Source organism: Rhizobium sp. IBUN, from assembly GCF_000510625.1.
GTDB lineage: Bacteria > Pseudomonadota > Alphaproteobacteria > Rhizobiales > Rhizobiaceae > Rhizobium > Rhizobium altiplani.
This window is the reverse complement of record NZ_AZNV01000089.1, coordinates 1-4,439: the sequence shown is the minus strand read 5'-3', so window position 1 is coordinate 4,439 and position 4,439 is coordinate 1. Positions and strand designations below refer to the sequence as shown.

The window sequence follows — 4,439 nt, the reverse complement described above, 5'->3', positions numbered from 1 at the left end:
AGGCAGCCATGGCCGCCTGAGCCGGAAACAGACAACCGGACAGGTTTCGGGCGGGCACTGCCATCAGCCCCCCGGAGCAAGGTCCCTTCGCCGGGACGATGGATGGGTTAGGCCGCTGAAAGCCAAGCAGCACTCAGGTGACTGCGCGTTCCTAGATTGGCCAGCCGGTCCTCAGCAGACCCCATAAAGCAGCGGCCAAGCCCCGACTGCGAACAGAAGCAAGCACTCGGCGAGGGACTAAGCTCACAAGGGATTGACTCAAGGCCCGTTACAGAAGAACTTTCCATATGATCGAGGCTGTGACCAGTCGCCTTGACGGTGCGCCGCACCAGGTCAGGCGACGTTGGTCGGATGAATTCAAGGCGCAGGCGGTGGCTGAGGCGATGCAGCCTGGCGCAAGCGTTTCGGCGATAGCGCGCCGAATAGGCGTTGATCCATCGCAACTCTTCACGTGGCGGCGCAATGCCCGACAGCAAAGTGCTGGCCCGCTTGCGAAGGTCACCGACGGTGAGTTACCTGGTTGGGCGACGACCAAATGTGTTGCGGTCGAAATTGCCATTGGCGACGCTGTGATCCGTGCCGGAACCGAGATTGACGAAGCTCATCTTGTTCGGGTGATCCGCGCGGTGCGCTCGGCATGATCCCGTCGGGTGTGAAGGTATTTTTGGCGAGCCATCCTGTCGACTTCCGTAAAGGTCCCGACAGCCTTTTGTCGCTGGTGCGCGATGCCGGCAATGATCCGTTCAGTGGCTCGCTTTATATCTTCCGCGCCAAGAGAGCCGACAGAATTAAGATCGCTTGGTGGGATGGCTCAGGCGTCTGTCTTTATTCGAAGCGGCTGGAAAAATCCCAGTTCGTTTGGCCGAAGATCGGGCATGCCCGAGTGCAACTCAACCACGCCCAATTGATGGCGCTAATCGACGGCATGGACTGGAAACGCGTCCGCTCGGTTGCGGTGAAGCGGCCGGAATTTGCTGGGTAAAAGCCCTGCGTCAGAGTGAATCAGGGGCCTGAAATTGCAGGAAATTCTGGGCAAAATATGTTCTAGTTGAGGGCATGACACCCGCCGATTTACATCTCCCGGATGACGTTGATGCGCTGAAAGCCATGATCCTGGCCATGGCTGAAAAGGCTGCGCGCACTGAGGCTCTGGAGAGTGAAGTCGCTGATCTGAAAGCCCGCAATGCGGACGCCGACGAGCAGATCGTCAAGCTGAAGCAGGTTCTCAAAGCCTTCGACCGTTACCGGTACGGAAGACGTTCGGAAAGGCAGGGCAAGAGCAACGACACGGACCTGGATGAACAGGGTGCGTTTGTCTTCGAGGAGATAGAGACCGGCATTGCCGCTATAGAGGCCTTGGTCGCAAAGGGAAGGCGTCCAGACACTGCAAAACGAGCACCCCGTCCGCGCAAGGGCTTTCCACCGCATCTGGAACGTATCCATGTGGTGATCGAGCCGGACGAACTCCCTGAGCATGCGGGCAAGCAAAAGGTTCTGATCGGTGAAGATACCTCCGAGCGGCTGGACGTCATCCCGCCGAAGTTCCGGGTGATCGTCAGCCATCGCCCGAAATACGCCTTCAAAAATGGGGACGGCGTCATCCAGGCCTTGGCACCGGCGCACATCATCGACAGCGGCATTCCGACGGAAGCGCTGCTCGCCTATATCGCTGTCTCCAAATATGGCGATGGCTTACCGCTTTATCGACAGGAGGCGATCTTCCTGCGCGACCATGTCGAAGTCGATCGTGGTGTGATGGCACGGTGGATGGGCAAACTCGGGTATGAGCTTGAGATCCTTGCCGACTACACTTTCAACCAGATCAAACAAGGCGAACGAATCTTCGCCGACGAAACCACATTGCCGACGTTGGTTCCTGGGTCGGGGTCTGCCAAGACAGCATATCTTTGGGCCTTATGCCAAAGACGATAGACCGTTCGGCGGTAGCGGTCCGCCGATGGTTGCCTATCGCTTTGAAAACAGTCGATCCGGCGATTGTGTCGCCCGACATCTCGATGGTTATCGTGGCATCCTGCAGATCGACGGATACACTGCCTATAACCGTGTTGCCCGACCTGACCGCGGAAACGACGGTGCTCTCTTGGCGGGGTGCTGGGCGCATAGTCGGCGTCGATTTTACGAGCTTCACGCCAGCGACAGCTCAAAGGTCGCAACGGCGACAATCGAAAAGATGGGCGCACTTTGGTCGATCGAGGAAAAGGTGCGCGGACAAAGCCCCGATGTTCGCGTTGCCGCCCGGCAGGAAGCCTCCGCTGCAGTCGTTGCCGATCTCTACAAACTCTGGCGCGACACGCTGCCCCGCATCTCTGGAAAATCCAAGCTAGCCGAGGCAATTCGCTATACGCTTAATCGGCGGGAAGCCTTCGAACAGTTCCTTCATGACGGGCGCATCGAGATAGACTCCAACATTGTTGAGCGTGCAATCAGGCCTCAGGCAATTGTTCGGAAGAATAGCCTATTTGCCGGAAATGCCGGCGGCGGAAGGACTTGGGCCACGCTCTCTACGCTCATCCAGTCCGCCAAGATGAACGAAGTCGATCCGCTGGCCTGGCTGACACAGACGCTCGAGCGCATGGCCGCGGGTTGGCCGTTAAGCGAGATCGACGCTCTGATGCCGTGGAACTTCAAGAAGTAACGGCCTCACCTCACCGCTTACGATACTATCCTCGCCCGGTTTCGATCACCGCGCGTTCAGACTCGACAGCATCGCTTTCGCCATCACTCAGCTTGCACTGCATCTACTGTCAGTCAGACCGTCTGGGCGATATCCCGCTCCCAGTACCAGGCAACATCCATCGACTTTCGGTCATGCTTGCGGCGCTTGAGAAAACTGCGAATGGACCGGGCGTCTGCTTTTTCACAGGCAGCCCAGACGAAGGTGTCGCCACCGCAAGCAACGATCGCGGCTTTGGCCTGATCCGCAGGAATACCGCTCGCAGCCATGGGATAATGCCTACGATGCAACCAGCGCGCCTTGAGCGTGCCTTCGGTCGGCAGCGGCTGCTCCTCGCGGCCATGCTCCACTTCGATGATCGCCTCGATATCAGTCCCAGGCGCGGCTTCCGCGATGATGCGGGCGATCGCCGGCGGGGGCAGGATTTAATCATTACTTGCGATCCCCTCGATCGTCGGCGACCGGCATGTCCGAACCGGGCAGGATCAGGGACAGCCGCTTGGCGTCGGTGAAGACTTCAGGTTATGCGCCTTGCTCTTGCTGTCGCGCTTCCGCCAGCGATGCGACGATTGCGGCGATGGAGCGAAACAGGACGAGCGGGTCGTCCTTCGAGGGCGTGAAGCCTCGGCGCTGCCAGAACGGCGCCGCTTCGTGATCGACGGCGTTGACCATCAACGCCCGCCCGCCGATCAGAGCGGCGGCCTGGACGCAACGCTCAAGAGCATGTTTCACCAGACCTGTGCCGATGCCTATCCCCACCCATTCCGTGTCCGTGGCAAGCTGGCCGAGGAGAAGACAGGGAACCGGATCGGGCGGTTGCCCGGTGCGGATCGAGCGCGGGAGGATCGCAGGGACGACGGCGGTAGGCGCCAGGCCGTAATACCCGACGACGCGCCCGCCCTCATGGACGACGAGAACCGCCGTGAAACCTTTCTCCTGATTGGAAAGCGCGCGCGCCTTCAGCCAATGATCGAGCGTCGGCTTGCCGCAGGAAAATTCGGAAACATCATGCGCCGCCGTAAGCGGTTCTGGAGCCGATAAGGCCACGGCTTATTGCTTCGGCTCGTAATCAACTTCCCACGGCGCGGGCCGCCTGACCAGTTCCACCATCTCCGGAACAGGAGCGACCGGTAGGGACAAGACACCCATGAAATCGGCAAAGCCTTCAGGGCTCATGCGGATGAGCCCCTGCTCCATAACGACTTCCTCTGCGGCGCGCACGGCCGCCTCCCGCACAAAATCGGTGCGCGAGCGGCCGCGCAGGCTTGCCGCGCGATCGATCATTGCAACATCTGCTTCAGGCAGACGCATCGAGATCGGATATTCCTTGCGTTCGACAGTGGCGGCCATGACATATCTCCTTTACGAGGAAAATAGCGATTTGTAGCGCCAAATGCAATACGAAACTATCAGTCTCGTTCACGGGTTCAGCGACTCTACGAGACGCTCGAGGACGATTCCGAGGAAAAGTGTATTGAAGCGGCGAACGTGATCCGTTCGCTGGTCAAGGACATCATCCTCACGCCAGTGATCGGAAAAATCGAGATCGACGTTCGCTGCGATCTAGCGGGGATCCTGACGCTTTCGGTCAAAAAGGAAAACCCCGCAGCGTGTGCAGCGGGGTCGCAAGTAAATTTGGTTGCGGGGGCAGGATTTGAACCTGCGGCCTTCAGGTTATGAGCCTGACGAGCTACCGGGCTGCTCCACCCCGCGCCAAGTGCAAAACCCTCTGGGTTTTGTCACG

4 protein-coding genes, 1 tRNA gene and 2 pseudogenes are annotated in these 4,439 nt (G+C 59.2%); 3 read left to right on the top strand and 4 right to left on the bottom strand.

All coding sequences use genetic code 11. The features are described from left to right. Nucleotides 1-287: 287 nt before the first annotated feature. From RHIBUN_RS0132800 to RHIBUN_RS34655, 3 genes and pseudogenes are all read left to right on the top strand, one after another. Nucleotides 288-641: a transposase gene (locus tag RHIBUN_RS0132800; RefSeq protein ID WP_025662868.1), complete on the top strand. Its 354-nt coding sequence runs from the start codon at nucleotides 288-290 to the stop codon at nucleotides 639-641. After that, nucleotides 638-982: an IS66 family insertion sequence element accessory protein TnpB gene (gene tnpB, locus RHIBUN_RS0132795; RefSeq protein ID WP_025662867.1), complete on the top strand. Its 345-nt coding sequence runs from the start codon at nucleotides 638-640 to the stop codon at nucleotides 980-982. Before RHIBUN_RS0132800 ends, tnpB begins: the two co-directional genes overlap by 4 nt. 74 nt (nucleotides 983-1,056) lie before the next feature. Beyond that, a pseudogene (locus tag RHIBUN_RS34655) lies at nucleotides 1,057-2,656 on the top strand (IS66 family transposase). A 113-nt stretch (nucleotides 2,657-2,769) separates the two neighbouring features. Here the strand turns inward: RHIBUN_RS34655 and RHIBUN_RS0132785 are convergent. The 4 genes and pseudogenes from RHIBUN_RS0132785 to RHIBUN_RS0132770 all read right to left on the bottom strand — a co-directional run. Beyond that, nucleotides 2,770-3,108 (bottom strand): annotated as a pseudogene (locus RHIBUN_RS0132785) (SIP domain-containing protein); the annotation flags it as partial. Nucleotides 3,109-3,217: 109 nt separating this feature from the next. After that, the gene (locus RHIBUN_RS0132780) at nucleotides 3,218-3,742 is read right to left on the bottom strand and encodes a GNAT family N-acetyltransferase (RefSeq protein WP_025662865.1); all 525 of its coding nucleotides are present in this window, start codon (nucleotides 3,740-3,742) and stop codon (nucleotides 3,218-3,220) included. Between the two features lie 3 nt (nucleotides 3,743-3,745). Further along, complete coding sequence (locus RHIBUN_RS0132775; RefSeq protein WP_025662864.1) at nucleotides 3,746-4,045, bottom strand: DUF1778 domain-containing protein; 300 nt, start codon at nucleotides 4,043-4,045, stop codon at nucleotides 3,746-3,748. A 286-nt stretch (nucleotides 4,046-4,331) separates the two neighbouring features. Beyond that, nucleotides 4,332-4,408: transfer RNA gene (locus RHIBUN_RS0132770), tRNA-Met, on the bottom strand. Between the last annotated feature and the right edge of the window lie 31 nt (nucleotides 4,409-4,439).

Excerpts from the sequence above, each read along its gene's own strand:
- RHIBUN_RS0132775 (WP_025662864.1), bottom strand. The coding sequence starts at position 4,045 with ATGGCCGCCACTGTCGAACGCAAGGAATATCCGATCTCGATGCGTCTG.
- RHIBUN_RS0132800 (WP_025662868.1), top strand. The coding sequence starts at position 288 with ATGATCGAGGCTGTGACCAGTCGCCTTGACGGTGCGCCGCACCAGGTC.
- tnpB (WP_025662867.1), top strand. The coding sequence starts at position 638 with ATGATCCCGTCGGGTGTGAAGGTATTTTTGGCGAGCCATCCTGTCGAC.